This window comes from Streptomyces sp. NPDC037301 (assembly GCF_055602785.1).
In genome coordinates this window covers 1-26,800 of sequence record NZ_JBVJWD010000047.1, presented here as the reverse complement: position 1 = coordinate 26,800, position 26,800 = coordinate 1, and the positions used below count along the sequence as shown (strand labels likewise).

General features: G+C 65.8%; 10 protein-coding genes and 2 pseudogenes. 11 read left to right on the top strand and 1 reads right to left on the bottom strand.

Going from position 1 to position 26,800, the window contains the following annotated elements; all coding sequences use genetic code 11:
- Positions 1-109: 109 nt before the first annotated feature.
- The 10 genes and pseudogenes from ACZ7IB_RS39780 (at position 110) to ACZ7IB_RS39735 (ending at position 25,578) form a co-directional block, all read left to right on the top strand.
- Complete coding sequence (locus ACZ7IB_RS39780; protein ID WP_470919479.1) at positions 110-12,571, top strand: non-ribosomal peptide synthetase; 12,462 nt, start codon at positions 110-112, stop codon at positions 12,569-12,571.
- Positions 12,572-13,253: 682 nt separating this feature from the next.
- Positions 13,254-15,107 (top strand): carbamoyltransferase N-terminal domain-containing protein, encoded by a 1,854-nt coding sequence (locus ACZ7IB_RS39775; protein ID WP_470919478.1) that lies wholly within the window; start codon positions 13,254-13,256, stop codon positions 15,105-15,107.
- 90 nt (positions 15,108-15,197) lie between these two features.
- Complete coding sequence (locus ACZ7IB_RS39770; protein ID WP_470919476.1) at positions 15,198-17,123, top strand: condensation domain-containing protein; 1,926 nt, start codon at positions 15,198-15,200, stop codon at positions 17,121-17,123.
- A gap of 38 nt (positions 17,124-17,161) precedes the next feature.
- Positions 17,162-18,781: an amino acid adenylation domain-containing protein gene (locus ACZ7IB_RS39765; RefSeq protein ID WP_470919475.1), complete on the top strand. Its 1,620-nt coding sequence runs from the start codon at positions 17,162-17,164 to the stop codon at positions 18,779-18,781.
- A gap of 69 nt (positions 18,782-18,850) precedes the next feature.
- Positions 18,851-20,440, top strand: coding sequence for a tyrosine 2,3-aminomutase (gene cmdF, locus ACZ7IB_RS39760; protein ID WP_470919473.1), 1,590 nt, complete (start codon positions 18,851-18,853; stop codon positions 20,438-20,440).
- Positions 20,441-20,498: 58 nt separating this feature from the next.
- Positions 20,499-21,551 (top strand): MupA/Atu3671 family FMN-dependent luciferase-like monooxygenase, encoded by a 1,053-nt coding sequence (locus tag ACZ7IB_RS39755; protein ID WP_470919472.1) that lies wholly within the window; start codon positions 20,499-20,501, stop codon positions 21,549-21,551.
- Positions 21,548-21,736 (top strand): annotated as a pseudogene (locus ACZ7IB_RS39750) (MbtH family protein); the annotation flags it as partial. The gene ACZ7IB_RS39755 and the pseudogene ACZ7IB_RS39750, both read left to right, overlap by 4 nt.
- 107 nt (positions 21,737-21,843) lie before the next feature.
- Positions 21,844-23,592 (top strand): ABC transporter transmembrane domain-containing protein, encoded by a 1,749-nt coding sequence (locus ACZ7IB_RS39745; RefSeq protein WP_470919470.1) that lies wholly within the window; start codon positions 21,844-21,846, stop codon positions 23,590-23,592.
- Between the two features lie 56 nt (positions 23,593-23,648).
- Complete coding sequence (locus tag ACZ7IB_RS39740; protein WP_470919507.1) at positions 23,649-25,346, top strand: ABC transporter ATP-binding protein; 1,698 nt, start codon at positions 23,649-23,651, stop codon at positions 25,344-25,346.
- A 25-nt stretch (positions 25,347-25,371) separates the two neighbouring features.
- Positions 25,372-25,578 carry a hypothetical protein gene (locus ACZ7IB_RS39735; protein ID WP_470919468.1) on the top strand — a complete coding sequence of 69 codons (207 nt, stop codon included), beginning with the start codon at positions 25,372-25,374 and terminating at the stop codon, positions 25,576-25,578.
- A gap of 600 nt (positions 25,579-26,178) precedes the next feature.
- On the opposite strand, the gene ACZ7IB_RS39730 is transcribed toward ACZ7IB_RS39735, so the two are convergent.
- Positions 26,179-26,607 carry a hypothetical protein gene (locus ACZ7IB_RS39730; RefSeq protein ID WP_470919466.1) on the bottom strand — a complete coding sequence of 143 codons (429 nt, stop codon included), beginning with the start codon at positions 26,605-26,607 and terminating at the stop codon, positions 26,179-26,181.
- Positions 26,608-26,710: 103 nt separating this feature from the next.
- On the opposite strand from ACZ7IB_RS39730, the pseudogene ACZ7IB_RS39725 reads away from it, so the two are divergent.
- Positions 26,711-26,800, top strand: a pseudogene (locus ACZ7IB_RS39725) (IS6 family transposase); the annotation flags it as partial.

Below are 26,800 nucleotides of genomic sequence, written 5' to 3'. Positions count from 1 at the left end.
ACAGCCCTTCAGCCTGCGGGTGGCCGACGCCCTGCCGTACCGGTGCAGCGAATCTCGCATTCCCGACGAATCCGCCCTTCGTGCTTTCGCTGATCAGGATGATGATCCCGTGATCTTTTCCGCCGCAGACCACTCAGACTCCGAAGCCGGGAGCCGCTCGGAGACCGAGCGCTCCCTCGCGCTGACGATCCCTCAGCTCTTCGAGGAACGGGTTCTTGAGCAGCCCGATGCGATCGCGATCACCAGCGGGGAAGTTGAGCTGACGTATCATCAGCTTGATGACCGGGTCAATCAACTCGCGCTACTGCTGAGCGAGACAGAACGGATCGATCCCGACACGCCGGTCGTGCTCGTACAGGACCGCAGCGAGTACGTGGTGATCAGCATGTTGGCGGTCCTCAAGTCGGGCGGCGCGTACGTTCCGCTCGATCCCAATGATCCGGACGATCGTCTCCGGTTCGCGATCGAGGACGCGGACGCCAAGGTCGTCCTGACTGACGAGGCACACTGCGGACGCCTTGACGGCATCGTCGCCGCAGGCGTGACCGTCCTGAGCGTGGACGGCGAAGCGGTTGCGGAACAGTTGTCGCGCCGTAGCGCCCCTCACCGCCCGCAGGCCGTCGAGCCGAGCAGCCTCGCCTACATCATCTATACCTCCGGTACCACGGGCCGCCCGAAGGGGGTGATGATCGAGCACCGCACCGTCATGAACTACATAAGCAACGTGCGCGGTCGCCTGGGACTGGGGCCGGCGGACACCTGCGGTTATTCGACCAATCTGAGCTTTGACCTCACGGTGACGACGACGCTGGCCTGTCTGGCGCTGGGCGGCCGCGTGGCCGTCTATCAAGGACCGGTGCAGGATCTCGACGCCTACCATCGGTTTCTGGTGGACAACGCGGTGACGTTCATCAAGCTGACGCCTGGCTACTTCGGTCTGATCGCCGAAGCGCTGCACGAGACGAGTGTCGCGACGGTCGTCCTGGGCGGAGAGAAGCTCAGCAAGAACATCCTGCGCAGAATCCGGACCCGGGCTGACCAACAGCTGGCGGTATACGACGAGTACGGGCCGACCGAAGCCACGGTGGGCGCCTGCGTGAGCCAGGTGTTCCCGCTGTCCTCCGGGGACCTGAACATCGGCCGGCTGTACGCCAACTACCGCGGGCTGGTCCTCGACGCGGAGGGGCGCCGGCTCCCGGTCGGCGAGATCGGCGAACTCCTCATCGGCGGCGACTGTTTGGCGCGAGGATATCTGAACCGCCCGGATCTGACGGCCGAGCGATTCGTCGACAACATCCGGCTCGGCCTGTCAGGGGAGCAGACGTCCGAGCGGGACGAGCGGCTCTACCGGACTGGAGACCTCGTCCGATGGCTGCCCGACGGCAACCTCGAATACATCGGACGCCGCGACTCCCAAGTCAAGATCCGTGGCTACCGGATCGAACTTGACGAAGTCGCCGCAGCCATCGAGAAGCACGGCGACATCGAGCAGGCGCTGGTGACAGGGTTGGCCGACGGACCGGGCAAGCCCGTCACCCGTCTGCTGGGCTACGTCGTGCCCGGCGAGTTCGGCAGCTCCGCTGCGGAACTCGACGAGCACCTTGCGCGGCTCCTGCCCGAGTACATGATTCCGCAGGACTACCTGTTCATCGACGCAATGCCGCTGACCTCGAACGGCAAGATCGACCGGGAGGCGCTGCCGAAGCCCGCACCGACTCCGGCCGGCAACTACGTAGCACCCCGAACCGCCCTCGAACGCTCAGTGCACGAGGTGTGGGCCGAGCTGCTCGACAACGGCGATCAGGTCTTCGGTGTGACGGACGACTTCTTTCATCTCGGTGGTGACAGCATCGTCGCCATCCAGCTGCTCAGCAGACTGCGTCGCAAGTTGGGCGTGAACATCCCGGTCGTGGAGATCCTCACGCGCAAGACCATCGAGAAGCTCTGCGATTTCCTCGAGACCGTGACGGCCGAGAACCAGCTCGACACCGCCCAAGTCCGGGTCGAGCCAGAAGTCCCCACAGGCGAGCTCTCTTTGCTGCCAATACAGCGGTGGTTCTTCGAGAACGACTTCACCAGGCCAGATCACTGGAACCAGGCATTCGTGATCAGGACACCCGAGCTGGACATTGAGCGGCTCCGCGGATGCGTAGGGGAGCTGGGAGAGCTCCATGGATCCTTCCGGCTACGATATCGCCGGGACGAGAGCGGGCAAGCCGTCCAGCACTACAGCGACGAGTTCGAGCCGACCGACCTGGCCGTAGCCTCGGTTCGGGACACCGACAGCCTGGACACGCAGCTGACGGAATGGCAGTCGGACTTCGAGCTGAGCAAAGGTCCGATCTACCGAATAGGTTATGTCCACGGGTTCCCGGACGGGAGCGCCCGGATCCTCATCGCCTGCCACCACCTTGCTATCGACGCCATCAGCTGGCGGATACTGGCTGAGGACCTGGAAGACCTCTATCGGGGCGCGGACCTGCCGGCCGTGGGCAGCACCTACCGTCAGTGGACGCGGGCCGTGTGTGAGTACCCGGCCGACCACGCCGAGGAACGCGCGTACTGGCTTGGTGTGCGGGACGGGTTCGCCAGGACCGGCGAGACGGAGCTCCTTCGGCTCGTCGAGAGTGAGGACACCCGGACGACGTCAGCGATCGAACTCGGGCGGGAGGTCACGAGCCGACTGCTGCGGGAGAGCAACCGCGCCTATCACACGCAGATCAACGACATTCTGCTGACGGCGTTCGCCCACGCGCTGGCCGAACTCACCGGTCGCCCGGAGAATTACGTCATCCTCGAAGGACATGGCCGGGAGGACATCGATCCCCGCCTCGATGTCGCCCGCACGGTCGGCTGGTTCACCACGATGTTCCCGGTGCGGCTGCTGGCGCAGGCCGACCGCCAGGCCAGTCTTCGTGGAATCAAGGAGACACTCCGGGCTGTCCCCGCCAAGGGCATCGGGTACGGAGCCCTGTTCGGATACGACAACGACCAGTTGCCGCGGATCAACTTCAACTACCTCGGCCAGTTTGGCGCGGACGATGGGGAGTCCGCCGACGGCAGGTGGCGGATCACCCGGGAGAGCGCCGGTGTCGCCGTGCATCCGGACAACCGTGACAACAACATCATGACCATCAACGGGCAGGTCCTTGACGGCCGGCTCAGCTTCACCTTTGTCAGCAAACTGCCTCAGGACACTGCCGATCTGCTGGCAGGCCGGTACAGCCAAATTCTGACGGAGCTCGTGGACGAGCTGTCCGACCTGGACTGCGGCTATCTCACGTCCGCCGACGTGGACTACGTGGTCTCGCCGGATTACCTCGACGAGATCCAGGCGGGGGGTGAGGTCGAGAGTGTCCATCTCGCCAACAGTCTGCAAGAAGGTTTCATCTTCCATGCGGTCACCCAGGGGCAGTTTGACGACGCCTATATCGTCCAGATGGTCTGGAACTATGCGACGGAAATCGACCCGAGCTCGCTGTATGAGGCATGGCGAGACGCACAACGTCGGTTTGCCAGCCTCCGGTTGAGGTTCGGATGGCAGGAAGACCTGGTCCAGATCATCGACACCAAGGGGGCGGTCGACTGGCGGTTCGTCGATCTGAGCCATGAGCCAGCACACCAGCAGGTCGACTCGCTGCGCCGGATCCAGAAGGCCGACCGTGCGGAGTCGTACGACCTCGGCCAGGGCTCGCTGTTCCGCGTCCACCTGGTCCGGTGGGCGCCGGATCGGTACACCTGTCTCTTCAGCCATCACCACTCGATCTTGGACGGCTGGAGCAACACGATCCTGCTGAACTATGTCCATGACACCTATCTGAGGCTCGTCAGTGGTGAGCACGTGGACTCGGTGCCTGACTTCGGCTATGCGGCCGGTCAGCGGTATCTGCAGGAACACCGGCAGGACAATCTGGAGTTCTGGCGGAACTATCTTGCCAGCTCAGCGGAGCGGAGCGGCCTGCAGAATCTGCTCAATGTAGCGGCTCGCGCGCGCGGCGTGCAGCTCAACGAAGTGCGCCACTTGCGGGACATGCGGGAGATCCGGTTCTCGGTCCTCGGAGAGCGGCGCGAGCTGCTGAGAAGTGTCGTGCGGGAGTGCGGGTTCACCACCAACGCGTTGTTCCTCTACATCTGGCACAAGGTGCTGGCTCTGTACGGCGACGGCGGCCCGACCATTTCAGGGGTAGTGCTGTCGGGCCGCGGCCTGCCGGTCAACGACATCGAGAGCGCCGTCGGCCTCTTCATCAACACCGTCCCGCTTATCGTGCAGCGCCAGGACCCCGACGAGGCCGTCATCGACGGCATTCGTGCGGTTCAGCGGCAGATCAACGAGTTCAACGCGCGCAGTAGCGTGAACCTGTCGGCTCTGGCCGAGGGCGGAACCCGCCTGTTCGACTCGCTCTTCATTTACGAGAACTGGCCCAAGCTCGATCAGAACGGCTGGCAGGCCGAGTTGAAGAGCACGCCGGCAGGGGAGTACGAGAAGCTCGACTACCCACTTGCCGCGGTCATCTCCGAGACGCCGACCCGCATCGACTTCCGCCTGAACTACTCCCACGATCTCTTCGACGCCAGCTATGTCGAGGCCATGCTGTGGACGCACGAGTACCTGCTCGACGAGGTGCTGGCGAAGGTTCAGCGGCCGTGGCACGAACTGCAGCTCATGAATCGCGAGCAGCGTGCGGCCGCCGAAGCTCAGCTGAATCCGACAGCCGCCGATCTGGTCGCTGGCCAGACATTCCACCGACGGTTCGAGGAGCAGGCCCGGCGGACACCTGATGCGGTCGCGGTGGTGTTTCAGGGGAAGCGCCTGACGTACCGTGCGCTGAACGAGCGGGCCAATCGACTGGCGGCGGTGCTCCTTACCGAACACCGGGTACAGCGCGAGCAGTTGGTGGTGTTGTGTTTTGACCGCGGTCTGGAGCTGATCGTCTCCATGCTGGCGGTGCTGAAGGCTGGGGCCGCGTACGTGCCGCTGGACTCGCGCTACCCAGACGACCGGATCGCGCACATCCTGACCGAAACGGCATCGCCCGTGCTGCTCACGACGAGCGAGCACCGCGCGCGCCTGATCACCGTCGCGAGCCGTACCGGTCGCCCGCGGATCGTGGCGGTGGACGCTGCCGAGGTCGTCGAGCAACTCTCGGTCGCCTGCGACACCGATCCAACGACGTCGGCCGACGGTTCGTGCCTGATGTACGTGCTCTATACCTCCGGCACGACTGGACTGCCCAAGGGGGTGATGATCGAGCACAGCTCGTTCTGCCTGACTCTTGATGCGGTGGGGACGCGATACTTCGCGGACCGGGCCACGGTCAGCACCTACAGCGTCACCAACCACGTTTTCGACATCTTCGGCTTGGAGTACGGCCTCCCGCTGATCACAGGTGGCTCGGTGGAGCTGGCCGTCGGACTGCCCGACGCCCTGGACTGCACCAGTCTCGATTTCCTTCAGATGACGCCCACCGTCTGCGAACTGATGCTCGATCGGCTGACCGGACTCAGTGGGACGCTGCTGCTCGTCGGTGGCGAGAGCCTCAGCCGCGAGCTGGTCGAGCGAGTCCTGGCGCGAGACCTCGAACTGGTCAACGTGTACGGACCCACGGAGACCACCATCTGGTCGACATCGCGGCTGTACCGGCACGCCGAGAGGCCGATCGGCCAGGCAGTCGGGCTGGGCACGCCGCTCAGCAACGAGGACATCCATATCCTCGACGAGTGCTTGCGGCCGGTGCCACTCGGTGCGACCGGGGAGCTGCTCATCGGTGGCGGCGGCCTCGCCCGCGGCTACCTGCACAGAGCCGAGCTGACGGCTGAGAAGTTCACCAACGTCCTGGTCCAACGCGAGGGTCGAGAGGCTCGCACGCTGCTGTACCGTACCGGTGACCTGGTGCGGCTGCGGTCGGACGGTGAACTGGAGTACCTGGGCCGCAACGACTTCCAAGTGAAGGTCCGCGGGCATCGACTCGAGCTCGGCGAGGTCGAAGCCGCTCTCGCCGGGTGTCTCGGGGTTCGACAGGCGGTCGTCCTCGTCAGGTCCGAGGGCGGACACGGCCCGACGCTCGTCGGGTACTGCGTCTGCGAGGAGGACACCGACTTCGACGAGGTCGACCGCACGCTGCGCGGCTCGCTCCCCGACTACATGGTGCCCACTGCGTTCGTGCGCCTGGAGGCTCTGCCGCTCACCATCAACGGCAAACTCGACCGTCGGGCGCTGCCGGCCCCCGACCTTGTACGCGCCCGCCCGCACGTGCCGCCGCGATCCCCGTTGGACGCGACCATCTGCGAAGCCATCGCGCGCCTGCTCGGCCTCCGAGAGAGTGAGGTCGGCATCGATGACGACTTCTTCCGGCTCGGCGGAAACAGCATCCTGTCCATCAAGCTGATCGCGCTGCTGTCCCGAGAGGCGGGTCTGACCACTAGCGTCACCCACATGCTGGCGAACCGGACGGTCCGTGAATTCGTCGACAACCTGGACACCGGGGCTCCGGAAGGTACGTGGATCACTGCCGCGCCGGACCAGCAGTCGCAGGAGCAGGCGCTCTCCTTCGCCCAGGAACGCCTGTGGTTCATCGAGAAGTTTGAGGGCGGCACGACCGCGTACAACCTCCCGCTGCTCCTGGAGATCGGGCCGGACGTCGACACTGACCTCCTCACCCTGAGCGTCCTCGACGTGGTTCGCCGCCACGATGTCCTGCGCACCTTGATCAAGGAGCGCGCTGACGGAACTGCGTACCAGGTTGCGGAAACGCTGGCTCCCGACGCGTGGCGGATCGAGCGGACGGAGGTCACGGACCGGCCCGCGATGTGCGCGGACATTGAGGGGGAGCTCGCGCGGGTCTTCGACCTGACGCGGGAGTTCCCGGCGCGGATCCGATTCTACCGGCTTGTGGACTCACAGCGGCGCTACCTCGCGTTCGTTATCCACCACATAGCCTTCGACGGATGGTCGACCGACGTCCTGCTGCAGGACCTGACCAATCACTACACGCTCAACGCCAGACTCGGAACGGTTGACGACTCGCCGGCCGACCCACGCCTGCCGGCGGTCCGCTACCGGGACTTTGCTGTATGGCAGCGCGCGCAGCTGTCCGGCGATCGACTGGCCGGCCTCCTGAGGTTCTGGCTGGACCGGCTCGACGGCTTCAGCGATCTGGATCTGGTGACGGATCGGCCGCGTCCGGAACGCAAGGACTACCACGGAGGCAACCTGCGAGCCGAGGTGGACGCCGAGACCTCACGGAATCTGAGGCGACTCTCCCAGGAGTTGAAGGTCAGTCTGTTCAGTGTGCTGCTCAGCGGCTACTACCTGACCTTGCGCTGCTATAGCGGTCAGGATGACATCGTCGTCGGCACGCCCACCGCCAACCGCGATCAGCCGCAACTGGAACGGCTCATCGGTTTCTTCGTCAACACCCTGCCCTTGCGCTCGCGTCTCCTGCCGAAGATGCCGGTCGTCGAGTACATCCGCCAGACTGCCGGCGAGGTAGTCCAGTTGCTGCGGCACCAGGAGCTTCCGTTCGAGCGGCTCGTGGACGCCCTGAACGTCCCGCGCGACGCCGGTCGCCATCCGATCTTCCAGGTCACCTTCGGCGTGCAGAGTTTCGGCGCGCCAACGCAAGGCCCGGCCGACGCCACGCCTGGGATCCTGCGCACCGCACCGGAGACCGAGGAGCTCTATACGGCGGCCAGGTTCGACCTCAGCGCTTTGATCGACGATTCCGGCGAAACCCTGCGTGTCAACCTGAACTACGCGACCAGCCTGTTCGACACCTCGACCGTCAACAGCTTTGCCGAGACCTATCTTCAGATTCTCCGTCAGCTCGCCGCTCTGACCGGACAGAGCACGGATCGCGAAGGACTCACGATCGCCGATGTCTCCTACCTGAGTGTCGCTGCCTACGATGAGATCGTTCGCGGCTGGGGCGAGCCCCGAGAGCGTTACGAGTCGAACGCCTTGCTGCACGAGTTGTTCGAGCGGCAGGCCCAGCGGCGACCGCAAGAGATCGCATTGGTGTGGAACGGCGTTCGGCGCACGTACCGAGAACTCAACGAGCGTGCCAACGCGCTCGCGCACCACCTGATCGGACAGCACGAGGCGGAGCGAGAGGAACTGGTCCTGCTGTGCCTGGACCGGGGCGATCTCCTGATCGGCTCCATCCTCGGGACGCTCAAAGCCGGCGGGGCGTACGTTCCGGTCGATCCGTCGGTCCCGGACGACCGGATCGAGTTCCTGCTGCGGGACACCGGCGCGCGGATCGTCATCACACACCAGCACTACGCCGACCGCTTCGCTTCGATCCTCGACCGCCTGCACACCGATACGGACGCGCGGCCGCTGCGGGGGACGACTGTGCTGGCAGTCGATGAGGAGACGGTCCACGCGCGCCTTGCCCAGGAGCCGGTACACAACCCTGGCATCCGACTCGCTGGCGACAGCCTCGCGTATGTGATCTACACCTCCGGTACCACCGGCGTGCCCAAGGGTGTCCTGCAGACCCACGCGAACGTGGTGCGCCTGTTCGAATCGACTGGAGATTCATTCCGTTTCGACGAGAACGACGTATGGACGCTCTTCCACTCGTATGTGTTCGACTTCACGGTCTGGGAGATCTGGGGTGCGTTGGTCCACGGCGGGCGGCTCGTGGTTCCGACCTTCGACCAGACACGTGATCCCGACGCGTTCTACGCACTGTGTCGCGCGGAGCGGGTCACCGTGCTCAACCAGACACCCACGGCCTTCCACCAGTTCGCCGGCATCGCTGTGGGCAAGCCAGCGGGTGAGCTGCTAGAGGATCTCCGGTACGTGATCTTCGGCGGAGAGGCCCTCAACGTCGCCCTGCTCAGGCGCTGGTTCGACCGCTACGGTGACCAGCAGCCGCGGCTGGTGAACATGTATGGGATCACCGAGACCACGGTCCACGTGACCAGCAAGCTGCTGGGCCAGGACGACCAGGGTGACATCGCGGGCCTCGGCCGCGTACTGCCCGACATGGCGGCGTATGTGCTGGACGAGAACCTGAGGCCGCTGCCGGTCGGCGCGGTCGGTGAACTCTTCATCGGCGGTGCGGGGCTTGCCCGCGGCTATCTGAACCGATCTGAGCTGACCCAGGAACGCTTCATTCCCAGTCCGTTCGCACCAGGAGGCAGGTCCCGTCTCTACCGGACCGGCGACCTGGCCCGGTGGACCCAGGACGGCAGCCTCGAGTACTTCGGCCGCAATGACTTGCAGGTGAAGATCCGGGGGCACCGGATCGAACTGGGCGAGATCGAGGCGGCGATGTCTGGCTTCTCCGGTGTGCGGCAGTGCGTCGTGGTGGCACGCAGTCAGCAAGGGGACGCACAGATGGTGAGCAGTCCCACGGAGTTGGTCGGGTACTACGTCAGTGACGGCGGTGCAACCCCCGAGAACCTCATCGAGCACCTGCGGATGAAGCTGCCGGGCTACCTGGTCCCGAGCGCGCTCGTCCCACTCGACCGGTTGCCCCTCACCGGCAACGGCAAGCTGGATCGCAACGCGCTGCCCGCGCCGGAATTCACTGGCGCAAGCGAGTTCGTCGCGCCGAGAACCGTCCTGGAGGCGCGGGTGCGGTCCGCGATGGCCCAGGTCCTCGACCTGGACGCGGACCAGATCAGCCTCAGGGACGACTTCTTCGGCCTGGGCGGCAACAGCGTCTTGACCGTCAAACTGGCCAGCGCGCTCAGCCGGGACCTCGGCATTGAAGTCAGCATCGCATCGTTGTTCAAGCGCTCGACCGTCGCAGACCTGGCAAAGAGCCTGGAGGCGGTCGACGCACAGCCGACATCCATCGGTCGCCTCGACGCGAGCGACGAGGCGGAGCAGGTCCTGTCGTACCCGCAGGAGGGGCTCTGGTTCATCGATCAATTCGAGCAGGGTACGAACGCATACAATGTCCCGCTCTGCTACGAGTTGTCGCCCGAGGCCGACCTCGATCTCCTCGATCGCAGCATTCACGCCGTGCTGGAGCGTCACGAGGTACTCAGGACGGTCATCAGGCAGAACGAGGACGGGGAGCCCTATCAGCAGGTCCTCGACGTGGCGGCGGTGGACCTGAACGTCGAGCGGATCGAGGTCGCGGATATCGCCGACCTGACGTCACAGTTCACCCGGCAGGTGGCTTACCGGTTCGACCTGGAGGGCGAGGCGCCCTTCAAGGCCGCCTTCTACAACCTGGGGACGGGTGCCGACAGGCGCGCGTTCGTGAGGTTCGTCTTCCACCACATCGCCTTCGACGGTTGGTCGACCGGCGTGCTGCTCGCCGACCTGCGCGCGTTCTACGAATATTTCGCGAGGCTTGCGGCCGGCGCCGAGGCGCATCTCGATCTGCCTGAACTGACGATCCAGTATCGCGACTACGCCGCCTGGCAGCGCCAGATCATCAGCGGCCCTCGGCTGTCCGAGCTGCTCGACCACTGGATGGCCAGGCTGAGCGGCCGGGCCGAGCTGAATCTCGCCACGGACCACCCGCGACCGGCGAAGTTCGACCACCGGGGCGCCACGGTCCGTTTCGTACTCGATGAGGATACGTCGGTGGCGTTGCGGGGCCTGGCCAGGGAGATGAACCTCAGCCTCTTCAGCGTGCTACTGGCGGGCTACGCCCTGATGCTGCGCGTCTTCGCCGGCCAGGATGAGCTGGTCGTCGGGGTATCCGCGTTCAATCGGCAACACAGTCAGACGCAGCACCTCATCGGCTGCTTCGTGAACAGCCTGGCGATCGATCTCCAGATTGACCGCACCGATTCGATCGAGCGGCTCGTCGAGAAGGTGGCCGCCCGGATCAGTGAGGCGCAAGAGCACCAGGATCTCCCGTTCGAACGCCTGGTCAGCGCACTGGGCAGGGCAGGGGATACCAGCAGGCATCCCCTCTTCCAGGTCTGGTTCGACGTCAATTCCATCGGCAGTTCGCAGGCCGAGGACGGCGTACTTCGCCCCTTCGCCTCGGACGGCGCCGGATCAGATGCCGTCACCCAGCTGGACCTGGGCGTTGTGATTGACGACAGCGCGGACACGCTCACCGGAGCCCTCACCTACGCCGTGAACCTGTTCGACCGGGCCGTCGTCGACAGCTTCGTTGCGACCTACCGGGCGATCCTTGGTCAGATGGCCACCGCTTTCCGCGATCGGACCCGGGCCAGCACCAGCGTCTGCGCCCTCGAGAACGGCACGCCCGTGGAGCGGGAGGCGCTCAGCATGTTCGGCCGGGGGAGCGAGACGGCGTTCCCGGAGGACCGCACAGTCCCGGACCTGTTCCGCGAGCGGGCTGCCGCGCGTCCGGCCGAGCTCGCGGTCGTCTGCGGTACTGACCGCCTGACTTACCGCCAGCTCGACGAGGAGTCCGACCGGCTCGCCGGCTACTTGACCGAGGCCCACGGCGTTCGGGCAGGTCAGCTGATCGCCATTGAGGTCGGCCGGGGCCCGTGGATGGTCGCGGCGGCCATGGCCGTCTGGAAGGCCGGCGGCGTCTGCGTGCCGATCGATCCAACCGATTCCGACGAACTCACGCGGCTCATCGTGCGGGACAGCGACACCCGGATCATTCTCTGTGAAGGCGAGGGCGAGACCAGGCTGGTGCGGCTCACCGAAACGCTGGACAGCTTGGCTGTCGTCGTCCTGAACACTCCGCTGTTGCTTCGGCGGCTCGAAGCGGGATCGTGGACACCCCCGCAACCGCCCGCCGCGAGCACCGACTTGGCCTATGTCGCCTACCTCCTGGGCGAGGACGGCAAGCCGCTGGGTGTGATGGTGGAACACCACTCGGTGGTCGGCCAGGCGTATGCGGCCGCTGCGGGGTATGGGATCTGCCAGGACGGCGGAACCGACGTCATGCTCGGAGCCGGCAGCCGTGCCGTCGATGACCTCTTCGTGCTGGCGCCGCTGGCCCTGCTCCACGGGCGGACGCTGCTCTTGGCCCCCGATCGCGCGTGGCTGGATAGCTCAGCGCTCCCCGGCTTCCTGAGTGCCAACGGTGTGACCCATCTGCGCGGCACGACCGCACTGCTGCGCCACGGCGAGCTGCGTGGGGTGCCGGGACTGAAGCGGATCGTCCTTGCCGACGCAGGCACGGGCCCGGTGTCCGACCCGTGGCCGGCCGACGCATGCGGTGCCGAGCTGTTTCGCGAGTACGGGTCGCCAGAAGCCGCGGCATCGACGATCGGCGAGGTACGGCACGACGGTGGTGGGTTCGCCAGTCGGCCGAGCCTCAACACCCGGATATTCGTACTGGACTCCGAGGGACGACCGGTGCCGGTGGGGGCTGTCGGGCGGCTCTTCGTCGCGGGGCCCGGACTGGCACGCGGGTATCTGAACCGGCCCGAGCTGACCGCGGAGCGTTTCCTGTCCGGTCCGTTCCAGACGGCGGCCGACAGCGCGGACACCATGTGCTGGTCCGGGGGACGTGACGCCCGTCTGTACCGGACTGACGATCTGGCCCGCTGGCGAGCGGACGGAACCCTGGAACACCTGGGCCGACGAGACTCGCCGATCCGAAACCGGCTGTCCGATCGCGTTCGGGCCGGCCGTGGAAGGTCAGTTGGCCAGGCATCACCGTGAATCCGCTGATCTCCTCCGTTCATCCCGGCGAAAGAAGGACTGGTCACTCCATGGGTCTGCATGTCTACCGTCGTGCACTGGCGCTTCCCCGGGTGCGTACGACGTCTTTGATGACGTTCCTGGCCCGGCTTCCGATGACTGCCATGGGCATGCGCGTCGATCGTCGGCGGCTTGGTGCACGGTGCCGTCCGCAGGTCCTGGCCACAGGCGGCGTTCGCCGCGTTGCCAGGGGCTCTGCTGGTGCCGGTTGGGCTGTTCGCGTATCCCTGGTTGGCTGCGACGACTACAAGCGGCCCCGTCGAAACGGCCATGAGTGGCCCCGGACGGTTGCGGGTTCAAGGACGGCGAGAAGTGCCCCATGCGCTGAACTGCCATGTCAAGGCCGATGGTGAGACCACTTGATGCTGCCTCGAACGCTTGCCGGCGCCGGCGTTGGCCGTTTTACCGGGGCCAATTGCGGTCGTCGCAGCCATCCCTGGTGGCTGCTCGCGATCGTCCTGATCCCGATGAACCTGATGTGTACCCCCGCCCTGGCACCGGATGCCGAGGCGATCAGCAACCTGGCCCCGGCGCAGATGAGCGGAGAGGCGATGGGGCTACTGGGTGCCGCAAGTCCATTCGATCGGGGCACGCGAGGCACCGGCCGACTTGAGGAGAGGGCCTCCGAGACTGAGCTTCCGGTATGACCCGAGCCGCCAGCTGGAAGCGGCATGTGACAAACAGTCGACACGAAGCACCTCGCAAGGAAGGGGACCAGATCATGTTGATCTGTGGAATCAAAGTCACACATGACGGCGGAGTCGCGATTATCGAGGACAATCAGCTTCGCTTCAGCATTGAGGTCGAGAAGCTGGGGAACGGCGAACGGTACAGCTCACTGGGAGATCTGGAACGGGTAGCCGAGATCCTGCGCTCCGAGGGTTTGGAGCCGGCCGATGTGGACCAGTTCGTGGTCGACGGCTGGTTCCCGGCCGACGGCGCCGAGGAGGCCGTCTCAACAGAGCCGTCCCTGGTCTCCACACTCAGCGGCGGCCGACCGCGTGCCATCACGGTGGCGCCGTACCAGGACCGGGACGGCGGCGGCGATCCGATTGTCCGGCGCACCTTTGGCGACTACGACTTCGGTGCGCCTGGAAGGGGCTACGCCAGCTATCACCATGTCAGCAACCATCTAATGGGAGCCTATTGTTCGAGCCCGTTCGCGGTACGCTCCGAGGACGCGCTGGTCTTGGTCTGGGACGGCGGGATGGCGCCGCGCCTGTACTACGTGGAGGCCACGACCCGGATCGTCACTTCGGTGGCCACACTGCTGCCGATTACAGGCAATAGCTTCGCCGACTTCAGCTCGCAGTTCGAACCATTCATCAGGGACACCGATGACCTCAACCCCGAAGAGGTTATCCGCAGCCACCTGTCCATCGCTGGCAAGGCCATGGCGTACGCAGCGCTGGGCAGTGCGGAGAAGGCCGCCTTTCCGCTCCTGGACGAGATCCTCGCGGGCTTTCCCGGCGTGTCTCCGGAGAACGCCAAGGCCGTCGGCCGGAAGGCCGCGGTCAACCGGGACGAACTGTTCCCGGGCTTGACCAACGCTGATCTCATCGCCACGTTTCAGGCCTATCTGGGCAACCTCATACTGGAGCGGCTGCGAGCACTGACGCTACGCAGGCTTCCGGGGCAGAGTCTGTCCTCGCGGCTACAGCGTGGGTCCTCATACCGGCCGAATCTGGTTCTCGCCGGCGGGTGCGCACTGAACATCAAGTGGAACAGCATGCTCCGGAGCAGTGGGCTGTTCGAGGAGATCTGGATCCCGCCGTTTCCCAACGACGCGGGCGCAGCTATTGGTACTGCCAGTTGCGAGATGTTCCGACAGACAGGCAAACTGGCCCTGGACTGGAATGTGTATGCCGGTCCGCGTGCGGACGTCGGCAACGTGCCAGCGCCTTGGCAGTCGAGACCTTGTGACGAGCGGCAGTTGGCGGAGCTTCTGCATCACGAGGGCGAACCCGTGGTCGTACTCTCTGGCCGGGCTGAGATCGGACCGCGAGCGCTCGGCAACCGCAGCATCCTGGCCCCGGCGACCAGTGTCGCCATGAAGGACCGGCTCAACACCATCAAGGATCGCGCGTCGTACCGACCGGTGGCTCCCATCTGTCTGGCCTCGCGCGCCGCGGAGGTCTTCAGCCCCGGCGGCAGCGATCCGTTCATGCTGTTCGAGCACCGTACGCGGGCAGACTGGACGGACCGTATTCCAGCCGTTCTCCATCTGGACGGCACCGCCCGACTGCAAACCATCGACGCCTCGGTGGACACCGCGACCAGCCGGATCCTGACCGCTTACGAGCAGATCAGCGGCATACCAGTGTTGTGCAATACCAGCGCCAACCTCAACGGCCGGGGCTTCTTCCCAGATGTCGCGTCGGCAGCCAGGTGGGGCGGGACCCGGTACATCTGGTCCGACGGTGTGTTGTGGACCGACCCGTCCGCCTCTGATGAGCACCATCGGCGCCGACCTGCGCGGGCCGACGAAGCCGACTGACAACATACGATGCCACCACTCCACTCCCCGCTGAAGGTGTCTCACGTTTTGCGGTACGCCTTCAAGACATGCGAGACCTGAGGAATTTCGATGACCGACCTCTCTATAGACGACGCACAATCATCCGAGAAAGCCGGGCTTCGCGCGATCGAGAAAGAGGTCGCCGAGCATCCGGGCGTGGCCCGGGCGGTCGCAGTGATTCACACCGACCAGCGCGGGGACGAGCGGCTGGTGACCTACGTGGAGCGAGCCACTGGTGCGACCCCACCGACGAGCGGCGAGCTGCGCGAGTCCCTGGCGCATACGCTGCCTGAGTACGCCGTCCCCGATCTGGTGATGGTCTTGACGGCGTTGCCGCTGACGGCCTCCGGCGAGGTCGACCGTGCGGCGCTGCCGGAACCGCGCTCGAGTGCGTCCGATCCCGCGCGTTCGGTTCGTTCGGAACTACTACGTGAGTTGTTCGCCGCCGTGGTCGGGCTGCCCGCCGTGCGCATGGACGACAACTTCTTCGAGATCGGCGGCAACTCCCTTCTGGTGGCCCGGTTGGTACACCACATCCGGAGGGTCACGGATCTGGAGGTGGGCGTGCGTGATCTGTTCGACTCCGAGGCAATCGGCCCCCTCATCGAGCAGCTGGACAGCCAGGGTGAGCCGCGGCCGGCGATGAGAAGGTCCGGGCGTGCAGCGGCCATCCCGGTCAGCTACCGGCAGGCGCGCGATTGTCCGGCGGAACAGGAGGACCAGGGCGCACGCCGGGCTCGGTCGGTCGCGCTGCGAGTCACCGGACGGCTTGACCGCGATCGGCTGCAGGACGCGCTGGCGGACGTTCTCGGCCGGCACGAGGCACTTCGGACACTGCACCAGGAGAGCACGGGTGCCCTGCGGCAGGTGATTGTCAGTCGGGACAAGGCGCGCTTGGACTTGACGGCGGTCGCCGTCTCCGAGATGGAATTGATGCCTCGCTTGGAGGCAGTGATCGCAAGACCGTTCGACCGTGCGGTAGACCTGCCATTGCGGGTCGTGTTGTTCGAACTTGGTTCCGAGGATCACGTTCTGCTGCTCGCGGTCCACCGGACCTCGTGCGACGAGCGGTCGATGCAGATCCTTCGGCGCGACCTCTCCCGAGCCTACGCCGCGCGGCTGTCCGGGCGCGCACCGGTGTGGGAGGCGCTATCGGTCCAGTTCGCGGACCAGACGCTCTGGCACATGGCTCTGCTCGGTGAAGAGGGTGACCCGGAAAGCGTCGTTGCTCGACAACTTGCCTACTGGCGCGAGGAGTTGTCGGAACTGCCGCTGGAGCTTGCGCTGCCGTTCGACCGCGTTCGTCCGGAGCGGCCGAGCCACCACAGTGGCACGATGCCGCTCATGGTGCCGGCAGAACTGCACCTCGGCCTGCGCGCGGTAGCCAGGAAGCACAAGGCCACCCTGCTCATGGTGCTGCAGGCCACCGTCGCCGTGCTGCTCACTGATCTCGGAGCAGGGTTCGACATCCCGTTGGGTGCATCGACCGCCGGGCGAGTCGACCCGGTGCTGGACGGTGTCATCGGCCTCTTCCGCGAGGACCTGGTGCTGAGGCTCGACACCTCCTCGGGCGCGCCTTCCTTCGGCGATCTCGTGACCCAGGTACGGAAGACCACGCTGGGTGCAGAGGCGCACCGGGACGTACCCTTCGAGCGGATCGCAGACGAGCTTCTGCCCGCGCGCTCGGGCTTGCGCCATCCGCTCTTCCAGGTGTCGGTGGTGCTGGAGAACGGCCCGCAGGGCGAGCCGGACTTCCCCGGGCTCACCGTCAGGGAGTTGCCGGTGGACGAGGAATTCGATCTCGACCTCTTCATCGAGTTCCACGAGTCCTTCGATGAGCAGGGGGTCGCAAACGGGCTCCACGGTGTGCTTCGGTACGCCAGTGATCTGTTCGACCCCGCAACGGCAGACCGGATCGGCACCCGCTTGTTCCGCCTGCTCTCGGCAGTCGTGTCCGAACCATCTCTGACAGTCCATGAGTTGGGCAACCAATGAGGTGGGCGGACGGGATGTCGCTTGCGCCAGTGCACGAGATGGTGAGCGAACGGGCCAGGCAGCAGCCCGAGGCGATCGCATTGGCAGGTCTCTCCTATGGCCAACTGGACTCCTGGGCCGACCGAATAGCCGCGCTGTTGCGGGACCGGGGAGTCGCTGGTGGCATGCCGGTGGCGGTGCGGATGCCTGCCGGTACCGGGCAGGTCGCCGCCCTGCTGGGTATCCTGAAGGCTGGCGCCTATTTCGTTCCGCTCGCGGTCGGCGACGGCGTCGAGCGCTCTTTCGAAGTCCTGGCCGAGGTGGGGGCCGGCTGCCTGCTCGTCGAGCAGCCGGATGCGGCGGACGAGGTGGCCCTGTGGTTCCAACAGGAGCTTGACGGAACGGTTCTGGCTGTTCCGGCGGCTGATGCCTTGACTTCCTCGGCGGTTCCCGGCCCCACGCCGGTTGAGGTCGGCCTGGATGCCCCGGTCTACGTGGTGTACACCTCCGGATCCACCGGTGGCCCCAAGGGGATCATGCAGTCGCATCGCGGGCTCGCGCAGTTCGTGCGTTGGATGGGCGACGAGTTCGACATGGGCCCCGGACAGCGGACGGCCCAGTGGGCGTCTCCCGCTTACGACGCCAGTATCTGCGAGATCTTCGCGACGCTGGTCGCGGGTGGCACGTTGTGCACGGTGCCTGACCCCATCCGTGTCGATGGCGATCTCCTGGTCGACTGGCTGATCGAGCAGCAGGTGAATCTCCTGCAGACCGTGCCGAGTTTCGCCCGGGAAATGCTGCATGTGCTGACTTTCCGGGGGGATGCGCACAGGCTCGGTGGGCTCGATCGGCTGCTGCTGGCCGGGGAACCGCTCTCCGGCAGGCTGGTCTCCGGTCTGTCAGCCGTCCTGCCAGGTCTGCGTCTGTTCAATCTCTACGGCTCGACCGAGACGATCCTGGCGACCTGGATGGAGGTGACCGGATCCTGGGAAGGCATGGTTCCCGTTGGTTGTGCTATCCCAGGTCGCCAGATTATGGTTCTGGACACGGAGGATCTTCCGTGTCCCATCGGCGTCACAGGTGAAATCGTCGTCCTCAGTCAGTATCTGACGCTTGGTTACATCGGACGGGCCCACTGCTCTGCTTCCGGCTTCGGGATGCTCTCCGGCCCCGGCGATGTGCCCCCAGCCGCGCCGGCCCCCTGTTATCGGACCGGTGACCTTGGGCGGTGGCGGACGGACGGTCTGCTTGAGTTCGCCGGACGGCGCGACGGACAGGTCAAGCTACGGGGTGTTCGGGTCGAGCTGACCGAGATCGAGGCCGCGCTGGCCGAGCACGAGTCGGTTCTGGACTGCGCGGTGGTGCCCACCGACCCCGTCGACGGCACTGTCCAAGGCCTGGTCGCCTATGTCGTACCCACACCAGCGGGGGGATCGCCCGCAGTGTGGCGGGCCCATCTGCTACGAAACCTGAACGAGCGGATGGTGCCGTCGGTGTACATCACCGTGGGCACACTGCCGCGCAACGCGGGCGGCAAGGTCGATCGGGCCCGCCTGCCGGCGCCCGATGCGTATGGCCCGGGGAACCGGTCAGGTGCCCCGCGCCGCCTCGGCGCGTTCCGATCATGGTCTGGCGTACTGGACCCCGAGCCGAACGCGGCGGCCGACACTGTGGGCTGAGCAGCCCCCAGGACGGTCGCGGTGCGCGTTTGACAGTTGTCAACACCTATGTTCTATCAAGGAGATGCCGTGCTCATTCGAGGCGAAGGCCTGACGATCGACGACGTTCACGCGGTCGCTGTGGGTGGGGAGAAGGTCGAGGTCGATGAGGACCAGCTCGCGATGGTCGAGGACACCTGCGAGCGGATCCAGCGCTGGGGCGCCGAAGGCCACCCCATTTACGGTGTGACCACCGGATTCGGCGAGATGGTCTACATGAGCATCCCGGCCAAGTTCGAGACAGAGCTGCAGGAGAACCTCCTGCGCTCTCACGCTGCGGGCGGTGGCCCGTTGTTCCCCGATGAGGTCGTGCGGGCGATCCAGGTCTCCAGGCTGAACTGCCTGAGCAAGGGGTACTCGGGCATTGGTGCGGACACCCTGCGACTGATGGCCGAGATGATCAACCGCGGCATCCACCCGGTGGTCCCGCAGCAGGGCTCGCTCGGCGCGAGTGGTGACCTGGCGCCGCTCTCCCACCTTGCCCTGCCGCTGATCGGCGCAGGCCGGGTCCGTTACCGTGGTGCGATCCGCGACTCGGCGAGCGTGCTCGCCGAGGAGGGTCTGGCGCCCGTCCGGCTTGGCTACAAGGACGGCCTCGCCCTGATTAACGGGACCTCCGGGATGACCGGTGCCGCCTCGCTCGCGCTGGTCCGTGCCGAGCGGCTACTGCGCCTGGCTCTGTGGGCGTCGGCCGCATTCATCCAGGTGATGCGCGGCTCGACCCGTGCTTTCGAGGAGGCTGGTCACCTTCTGAAGAACCACAAGGGCCAGACCGCAGTCGCAGGCGTGATCCACGGTCTCCTGGCCGGCAGCGAACTGACCCGGGAGCACGAGGAAGTGATGCGTCTGATCACCGAGGCCGCAGGCGCCAGCGACGAAGTCACTCCGGTGTCCGACTACCTGCAGAACGCGTACACGCTGCGCTGCGTCCCGCAGATACTCGGGCCGGTGGTGGATGCGATGGAGTACTGCCGTCGCATGGTCGAAGAGGAACTCAACTCCTGCAACGACAATCCGCTGATCTTCGATTCCCCGGAGACGATCTTCCACGGCGGCCACTTCCACGGGCAGTACGTGGCGATGTCCAGTGACTTCCTCAACATCGCGGTCACCGAGATCGGCGTGCTGGCCGAGCGGCAGCTCAACCGCATCCTCGATCCGCATCTGAACGCCGCGTATCCCGCGTTCCTCGCGCTCGCGGACGAAGGCGTGTACTCGGGCCTGCAGGGCTCACAGTATCTGGCCACGAGCATCGCCTCGGAGAACCTCGACCTGGCAGCTCCCGCGTCGATCAAGACGATTCCGTCCAACGGGCAGAACCAGGACGTGGTGAGCATGGGCCTGATAGCTGCACGTAAGTCCCTGCAGCTGGTGGAGAACGTCCATACCATCGTGTCCGTTCTGGTGGCCGCGTGCTACCAGGCCGCGACCATCACCGGTATCGAGCGCTTCAGCCCCGACATCCGCCCTCTGCTGGAGCTGATAGCCACCAAGACGGCTCCGTACCGCGACGATCAGGGCGTGGCCGGCGACTACCTCGCCTGCATCCGGGCCGCTCTGATCGAGGAGGACGTCGACCCGCTGCTTCCCCGGCTCAAGGCTGCCGTTCGTTCGGAATGATCAACTGATGGACCGTCACTGCACAGTGCTCGGTTCGCGATGAAGGAGGTAGAGTGACGTGGACTTCAGTCTTTTCTATTTCGCCAACGACAGTTCTGAGGTTGACACGGACCGATACAGGCTGCTGCTCGAAGGCGCGCGTTTCGCCGACGAGAACGGCTTTCGGGCTGTCTGGACTCCGGAGCGCCACTTCCATTCGTTCGGGGGCATCTATCCGAACCCGTCGGTGACAGGCGCGGCCGTCGCGGCGATCACGCAGCGAGTGGACATCAGGGCCGGCAGCGTCGTGGCGCCGTTGCATCACCCGCTACGGATCGCCGAGGAGTGGTCCGTGGTCGACAACCTCTCCGGGGGACGCGCGGGTGTGTCGCTTGCCTCGGGATGGCACGCGACCGACTTCTCACTCAATCCCACCGAGTATTCGGACCGCAGGTCGGTCCTCTTCGAACGCGCGAAGCAGGTTCGAGAGCTCTGGCGCGGTGAGCACTTGGCCGTCACAGACGGCCTGGGCAACAGCGCAGCAGTCAAGATCTTCCCGCCGCCGATCCAACCGGAGCTGCCGATATGGATCACCAGTAGCGGCGACGTGGAGACATTCCGAAGCGCGGGCCGGATGCGCGCTGGGCTGCTCACCCACTTGCTCGGTCAGGATCCCGACCAGCTCGCCGACAAGATCGCGGTGTACCGGCAGGCGGCAGCCGAATCCGACCCCGACGGTTGGCAAGGCCATGTCGCCGTCATGGTGCACACCTTCCTGGGGGAGGACAACGAGGCGATCCGAGAGCTGGTGCGGACTCCCTTGACGGAGTACATGCGTACTTCTCTCGGACTCATTCTCGGATCGAAGGACCTTGGTGACGAGTTGACGGGGCCCGGGAGTCTGACACCCGATGAAACCGAGTTCTTGCTGAACCGCGCGTTCGATCGCTACTTCGACAACGACGGTCTGCTCGGCAGCGTGGACAAGGCACAGAAGGTGATCGATCGTTTCCGGCAGCTCGGCGTGGACGAGGTGGCGTGCCTGATCGACTTCGGTCTACCCACTGACCAAGTCCTTGCCGGGCTTGCTTACCTCAACCGCCTGCGTGAGCTCAGTGCGAGCAATCCGTGAGCAATCCGTTCGACAACAACGACGCCGAATACCGTGTGCTGATCAACGACGAGGGCCAGCACTCGCTCTGGCCTGCCTTTGCCGATGTCCCCACCGGATGGACGGTCGCTCTCGGTGCAAGCCGACGGACCGCCTGCCTCGAGTTCGTCGAGGCGAGCTGGACTGACATGCGACCGCGAAGTCTGGCAGCGCCAACTGCCGGCTCTGATCGTAGTTCTGAGGCATCTGTGTCATCGTCCCCGCGCGCGTCGCGGTCACTCGACTGCACGGCGCACAACCCGACAGGAGCCGCGTGAACAACAGCTCAACGCCACCCTTCGACCCGGGCTGGGGAGGCGCGGCTCCCGGAACCGCAGGGGAATTGCTGTTTCAGGGGATCCGACGCAACAAGTCCGGTGTGGCACGTGTCTTCGGTCTGCTGGCGGTATGGCAGGTTTCCGAAGCGATGGTGTCCGTGGTGGTAGGCCTCATCATCGACCATGCAGTGGCAGGGGGCAGCGTCACCACACTTGGCTGGGGTGGCGGCGCACTGTGTCTGGTGTTCGCCTCTCTGATGCTCACGTATCGCTACGGCGCTGCCAACGCGTTCCGGATCGATCAGTGGGAGAGCCACCGGCGCCGGGGTGAGATTGCCCACCACGTGCTGCGGCCGCGCGGTGCCCGCACCAACGACCTGCCCGGTGCCACCCTTTCTCTGGCCACAGCGGACACGGAGAGCGTCGGCGGCCTCATCCATTCCGTGGGCTATGCGTTCGCCTCGGCGGTCGCGGTGGTGCTGAGCGCCGCCGTCCTGCTGCGTACGGACGTGGTGATCGGGCTCGTGATCTTGTTCGGCATCCCACTCGTACTGGCCGCCATCCAGTTCGTCACGCCAGTGCTCTCCCGCCGCAGCCGCGACCAGCAGGCCGAGATCGCTCGAACCAGTGGAACGGCAGCTGATCTGGTACGTGGCCTGCGCGTGCTCAAGGGCATTGGCGCGGAGAACGAAGCCGCCGCGCGATATCAGGCACAGAGCCAGGGTGCCAGAGCCGCGGGCATCCGGCTGGCTGGCTCCCACGGGGTCATGGAAAGCGTGTCGACCGGGCTCAGTGGACTCTTCCTGGCTGGTGTCACCCTCCTCGCGGGCAACGAGGCACTGAACGGGTCCATCACCATCGGGCAGCTGGTCGCCATTGTTGGCCTCACCCAGTTCCTCGCGGTGCCTGTCCAGGTCCTCGGACGGGTGGGCGCGCAGGTCGCGGCAGCCCATGCCTCGGCATCCCGGATCGTCGACTTTCTGCATGCGCCATCACTGCTGGCCGACGGTGCGGTGGCCCCACTGGTTGCTGACGTCCCCACTGTCTCCCTCAACGACGTGACCACCGGTGCGCTGAACGGATTCACCCTGACGTCCCGGCCGGGTGAACTGCTCTGTCTCGTCGTGGACGATCCGGCAGCCACCAAGACCCTGTGGAATCTCCTCGCCGGTGAGGCACAAGGCGGGGATGTGAGGGGCAAGGCCCTACTCGACGGTGCGGCGATCACTGACCTGAGCGTCCGGGACAGATCCCGACGCTGCCTGGTGAACCCCCATCACACCGCGCTGCTGGAAGGCACTTTGCGGAGCAACATCGATCTGAACGACCAGTACGAGGACCGCGAGCTCATGAACATACTCCGCGCGGCGGCAGCGGCGGACATCGTCACCCTCGACAAGGAGGGGCTGGATCAGCGGGTGACGCCCACAGGCGCCACCTATTCCGGGGGTCAGCGACAGCGCATGGCGCTGGCCCGTGCGTTGGCGGCGGATCCCCCAATACTGCTCCTCGACAATCCTACGACCGCGGTGGACGCGGTCACCGAGCGGCACGTCGCCCTCGGTATCAACGCCCTGCGACACAACTCCGCCCGCACACGCACCACGTGGATCGTCACGACGAGTCCCGCGCTACTTGCCCAGGCTTCGCGCGTGGTGTGGGTCAAGGGCGGTAGTGTGGCGGAGGAAGGCACTCATGCGGAATTGCTCGGCCGGCCTGCCTACCGGGACATGGTGACGCGGTGAGTGAGAACCTGCTGCCGGTCGGAACCTACCGGGAGACCTTCGTCTTCCTCGGCCGCATGGCTTGGGACAACCGGCGTGCGAATGCCGCCGCGGCGGTCACGATCGTCCTGGCGAGCGCCGCTGGGCTCGCGTCGCCCTGGGTTCTCGGGTCAGTCGTCGACGACATCCGCGCCGGCCGGGACACCATTGTCTCCTCGGCGCTGATCATCGCCGCCGCTACGGTGGCGGCCGCGATACTCGGAGGGCTGTCGGTGGCCGCCCTGGCGCGGGCGACCGAGCCGACCTTGGCTGAACTGCGAGAGCGGGTGCTGGGCCGGGCGCTGCACCTGCCTGCCGAGCGGATAGAGCGGGCCACCACCGGTGACCTCCTCTCCCGGCTCTCCGACGATGTGCGGACCGTGTCGGAAGGGCTGAAGGACGTCATACCGGTGATCCTGACCTCGGCCGTCACCGTCGTGTTCACCGCCGCTGCTGTGCTGACTCTGGACTGGCGTCTGGGGCTGGCCATGCTTACGGCGACACCACTGTACGTGCTCGCCCTGCGATGGTTCCTTCCACGCTCCGAGCGGTTGTACCGCGAGCAGCGGATCGCACAGGGCGAGCGCGCCGAGGCACTCCTCACGGGCATCAACGCCGCTCCGACAGCGCGGGCTTTCGGGATCGGAGCAGTGCTGCACCGGCGGATCGAAGAGACCTCCGATCGGGCCGTCGGCCTCTCCGTCTCCGTGTACCGGCTCTCACTGCGCTTTCTGAACCGGAACAACCTGGCGGAGCTGTTCGGGATGAGCATGGTGCTCGGCACCGGGTTTGTGCTCGTACGCAACGACGCAACAACGGTCGGAACCGTCACCGCGGCGGCACTCTACTTCCTCCGTCTCTTTACACCCATCGGAGGAGTGCTTTTCACGTTCGACCAGTTTCAGGCGATCGGCGCGGCAATGGCCCGCCTCGTGGGCATTGCGGCGATGCCTTCGGCTTCCGGTCCGGTCCCAGTGACCGGGCCGGGAGAAGTCCTCCTCAAGGGGATCACTCATCAGTACGTGCCGGGCAAACCGGTGCTGCGCGATATCGACCTGCGACTTGCTCCCGGAGAGAGGGTCGCCCTTGTCGGCGCCTCCGGAGCCGGCAAGACGACTCTGGGCGCGATCGCCGCAGGGGTGCTCCACCCGACTCACGGCACGGTGACCGTTGCCGGTGTTGCGTACGATTTCGAGCGGACCAGGGCGGGCTCAGGTGTCTTTCTGGTGACTCAGGACGCACATGTCTTCGCCGGAACTGTGCGGGATTCGCTGACATTGGTGAATCCCACCGCTTCGGACGAGGACGTTCAGCACGCGCTGGCCGTTGCACAAGCGGCCCGGTGGGTAGCAGCGCTCCCCGACGGCCTTGACACGGTCATAGGCGACGGGGGACATGAGCTGACACCGGATCAGGCGCAGCAGATCGCTTTGGCTCGCATCGTGTTGAGCGATCCGTGGTTCGTTGTGCTGGACGAGGCGACTGCGGAGGCGGGCTCGACGGGCGCCGCAGAGCTGGAGCAGGCCGCCGAAGCGGTGATGCGTGACCGTACCGCGCTTGTCGTGGCCCATCGGCTGACGCAGGCTCGATCGGCCGATCGCGTCCTCGTGATGCACGACGGATCCATCACGGAGCAGGGAACTCACGACGAACTGCTCGCTGCCAACGGCCACTATGCCGAACTATGGCGAGTTTGGTCAGATCGTGGTAATTCCCCGCAGATCCTGCAGAAGTAGCGGATGAGACTCGTGGAGCGTGTTCATGGACCTTGAGCTGAAGGGCAAGACCTTCGTCGTCACCGGGGGATCGCGAGGACTGGCCGCGGCCAAGGAGTTGGTGGCGGAAGGCACACAGGTCGTCATCGCGGGGCGCGACGGGTGGCGCGCGGCGGACGCGGCCGCTGACCTCGGCGGCAGCGCGCTAGTGTCCTGCGCCGGAGGTCCATCGTTACGACCTGGGGATGAATAGTCCCGGTGTTGGTGGGGTCGTGACGTGAGAAGGGCCGCACGGGTTGGGTGAGTTGTGACGCTTACCTGGGCCCGTGCGGCCTGCTCGTGTGTCGGCCCTGACCGGACACGACGCCGATCGCGATCAACCGCTGCCGCAGCCGTGACTCATGGGTGGGCTGGCCCGCGCTCCCGCCAGGGAAGAGCCAGTCACTCCCATGCCGAATCAAGGTGCCCGTGCCCCGGGACGCAACAAGTTCCCGCAAGAGCGCATACGGCGTGGCCAACTGAATCGGCCGGTCGCCGAGGCGGAGCAGGACGCGCTCGCCGTCCTACGTGACGCGCTCGATGGTCAGACGGTGGATTGCTGCTGGCCATCTGGGCCAGCGGGCCTTGATCACGCACGAGTCGAGCACGGAGACCCACCGGCACCTGATGATGTCGGTGAAGCCTCCGCTGGTCTGAGGCGAACGGCATCGGGCGTACGGGAGTTGAGGGCCGATGACGGGGGGCGGAGGGCTACCGGCCCGGCTCAAGGGCGGCGGTCCAAGAGGGGCGTGAGGGTGTGGAGTGCGGCGGTACGGGATGCGCCGGGTACGAGGCTCCGGCTGCCGGGGTCCGCTCATCGCCGAAGTCTCCGGTCGAGCGCCCATCCGACGGGCCTCCCGAACATCCACATCGCGCTCTCCAGGGTCGACGTGCCCCGGTGCACCGAGTCCACGACAGCTTCCCGGAGCATGTCGTGCTCCTCGGCGCCCACGCGGGCCAGCAGGCTGAGTGCGGTTCCGAGCCGTACGCCAGCAGCGGGATCGACCAGCCCGAGCCTCAGCCACTCCGCGACGGACGGCCTCATCGCCTCATCGCTGCGGGGCCCGATCCCCAGGTTGGCCACCGCTTCGATGACATCGATCTTCAGCGGCTCCTCGCCCACCTGGCCATAGAGCTCCTGAAGTACGGGAACCAGGGCCTTTCCCTGGTCGACCGCCCCACCCAGTAGAAGAACACAGGCCCCCCGGAGCCTGATGTCTCCGGCCAGGCGTGCCAGTGTCAAAACCCGGGGTAGCGCATCCTCGTAACTGGCGGAAACAGGCACTGTCACGTTGACTGACTGGGTGGGATGATCTTCTGGTTGGTCATGCTGGGAGGGGTCGTCCGTGGACAGCGCATCGCCGTCGTACAAGGGGCATCGGTACCCGGTCGAGGTCATTGCCCACTGTGTGTGGCTGTACCACCGCTTCCCGCTG

What these genes read in the sequence shown, in the direction of transcription:
- ACZ7IB_RS39775 (WP_470919478.1), top strand. Translation starts at nt 13,254, where the DNA reads ATGACCCGAGCCGCCAGCTGGAAGCGGCATGTGACAAACAGTCGACAC.
- ACZ7IB_RS39735 (WP_470919468.1), top strand. Translation starts at nt 25,372, where the DNA reads ATGGACCTTGAGCTGAAGGGCAAGACCTTCGTCGTCACCGGGGGATCG.
- ACZ7IB_RS39765 (WP_470919475.1), top strand. Translation starts at nt 17,162, where the DNA reads ATGGTGAGCGAACGGGCCAGGCAGCAGCCCGAGGCGATCGCATTGGCA.
- ACZ7IB_RS39740 (WP_470919507.1), top strand. Translation starts at nt 23,649, where the DNA reads ATGGCTTGGGACAACCGGCGTGCGAATGCCGCCGCGGCGGTCACGATC.
- ACZ7IB_RS39770 (WP_470919476.1), top strand. Translation starts at nt 15,198, where the DNA reads ATGACCGACCTCTCTATAGACGACGCACAATCATCCGAGAAAGCCGGG.